We start from the raw sequence: 2668 nt of genomic DNA, 5'->3' as shown, positions 1-2668 counted from the left end.
TTTGATGAGAAAATAGCAGGTAGTATTCACTTTACTCCAGGACAAGCATATAAATTAGCTGATAATGGAAATCATTCAGCTATACATTGGGATTTAGTTCTAATTCAAAGACCTGATTTTGGTGGTGGAGAGATTTGGTTTGATGATGTTCTTATAAGAAAAGATGGGATATTTGTTATTGAAGAATTAGAAGTGTTAAATCCTGAAAATTTAAAATAACAGGAGGATTTAATAATGAATATACTAATGGCACTTTCTCAATTGGAAGTAACTGGTGCTGAAGTGTATGGGACTGTATTGAGTGATGAGTTAATTAGGAGGGGGAATAATGTATATATTGTTTCTGATACATTAACTAAACCGACTAAGGCTCCATATAAAAAGATAGAGTTCAATAAAAGAAAGCTAAAAGATAGAATTTCACACATAAATACATTGGTTAAATTTATAAGAGAAAAGGATATACAAGTTGTTCATGCTCATTCAAGAGCTTCATCTTGGAGTTGTGCAATAGCTTGTAAAATTGCAAAGATACCTTTAATAACTACAATTCATGGAAGACAACCTGTGCATTTAAGTAGAAAGATAATTAAAGGATTTGGAGATTACTCTTTAAGTGTATGTGAAAATATAAAAGAACATATAGTATCTGACCTTAAGGTTAAAGAGGATAAAATAACAGTTCTTAGAAATATGATTAATACAAAGGAGTATCGTAATAAATTTAAAGATATAGAAAAAAAAGAAAAACTAATATCTATTATAGGAAGACTTTCAGGACCTAAAGGGGATGTTACTTATAAACTTTTAGATATTCTGTATAGAAGAAAAGATTTTAAAATACAGGTAATTGGTGGAAAAGATGTACCTCAAAGATTTAAGAAATTCCAAGGAAGTGTAGAATTTTTAGGATATGTTAATAATGTATCAGAAAAAATATCAGAATCTTCTCTTGTTATAGGAGCTGGAAGAGTAGCTGTTGAAAGTATTCTTTGTGAAGTTCCTGTTCTAGCTATAGGTGAAGCTGAATCTATCGGAATAGTAACTATAGATAGACTAACTTCTGCTCTAAAATCTAATTTTGGAGATATATCACTTCATAAGCATCAATTGTTTAGATGGACCGATATTATTCCTGAAATTGATAAAGGACTTGCTTTACCAAAAGAGGAACTTTGTATTTTAAGAGATAAAGTTTCAAAAGAGTTTTCAATAGAAAACATAGTAGATTCTATAGAAAAGATTTATCAAAGAGAAATTGTAAAAAAAAGAAAAAGTGAAATGCCTGTAATTATGTATCATAGAGTTATTAAAGATGATAGTGAAATAGGAGTTCATGGTACTTATGTTACTGTATCTCAATTTGATGAACAGATGAAATATTTAAAAGATAAGGGTTATCAAACTGTAACCTTTAAAGATATGTTAAATAATAATTATAAAAAAAGATTTGATAAAAATAATAAATGGGTTATGCTTACTTTTGATGATGGATATAAAGATAACTATGAAAATGCATTTCCAATTTTAAAAAAATATGGATTTAAAAGTACAATTTATATTTTAGATGGAATAGATTACAATAGATGGGATGTTGATAATCCTAGTAATCCTGAAAAAGTTTTTTCTTTAATGGAGAGGGAAGAGCTTTTAGAGATGCAAAATTATGGGATAGAATTTGGTGGGCACACAACTAGTCATCCAAGACTTGCAGAACTTCCAATTGAGAAAGCGAAAGCAGAAATAATTAACTCTAAAAAGAAAATAGAGGAGATTATTGGGAAAGAGCTACTTTCTTTTGCATATCCTTATGGAAGTTTAAATGAAGAGGTTAAGAATATACCTGAAGAGATAGGATATAAATTTGCTGTTGCTACAGATTCTGGAGGGATATCTTTTTCAGATGATCTATTTGAAATAAGAAGAATTGGAATTTTTCCAACAAATAATTTATTTAATTTTAAAAGAAAAGTATCTGGAAGATATAATTTTATAAAAATTAAAAGAGAAGAAAGAAATCATAAAAAAAGATAGTTTTTAGGGAGGATTTATAATGAGAAAGGTTCTACTAGGAGTATCAGCGTTAATTTTATCAATGACAACTTTTGCAGATAATAAGTTTGGAATTGGAATTGGAACAGGTTATTCTAACAGTATCTATAAGGGAGCTGATAATAAGACGTATCCAATGCCACTTATGGATATAGATTATGGAAAACTATATATTAAAGGTGCTACAGTAGGATATACTGTATATCAAGATGATGTATTTGCTGCATCTTTATTTTTAAATCCTCTTGGTGGATTTGCTGTTGATGGAGAAGATTTAGCATCAGGTTATGATGGGATTGATGATAGAGATTTTCAAAGTATGTTTGGTATAAGAGTTGATGCAAAGACTGGTGTTTATGGTATTAGAACAGGACTTTCAGCTCAAGGCGGAAAAGAAGGTAGTGAATTTAAGTTAAGTGCATTTAAACCTATCTATGTTAATGATAAATTAGTTGTTGTTCCAAGTATACATTTAAAAGGGTATACTAAACAATTTACAGATTATTATTTTGGAGTAACTTCTGAAGAGGCAAATAGAAGTTCAAGTATAAATTCTAGTTATGATGCTGATGCTGGATATTCTTTTGGCGTTAATTTGTCAGCAGAGTATTCTTTA

The 2668-nt window shown here is 29.1% G+C and carries 2 protein-coding genes and 1 pseudogene; all 3 read left to right on the top strand.

Features of this window, described 5'->3' with window-relative positions:
* A pseudogene (locus Q0V09_RS10455) lies at nucleotides 1-219 on the top strand (aminopeptidase); the annotation flags it as partial.
* Between the two features lie 15 nt (nucleotides 220-234).
* A complete protein-coding gene (locus Q0V09_RS10450) occupies nucleotides 235-2034 on the top strand; it encodes a polysaccharide deacetylase family protein (RefSeq protein WP_297407306.1) in 1800 nt (599 codons plus the stop codon).
* Between the two features lie 19 nt (nucleotides 2035-2053).
* The coding region (locus Q0V09_RS10445) for a MipA/OmpV family protein (protein ID WP_297489341.1) at nucleotides 2054-2668 on the top strand (615 nt) is incomplete at its 3' end.

It is taken from the genome of uncultured Cetobacterium sp. (genome assembly GCF_947039425.1).
GTDB lineage: Bacteria > Fusobacteriota > Fusobacteriia > Fusobacteriales > Fusobacteriaceae > Cetobacterium_A.
This window is presented reverse-complemented; position numbering and strand designations above follow the sequence as displayed.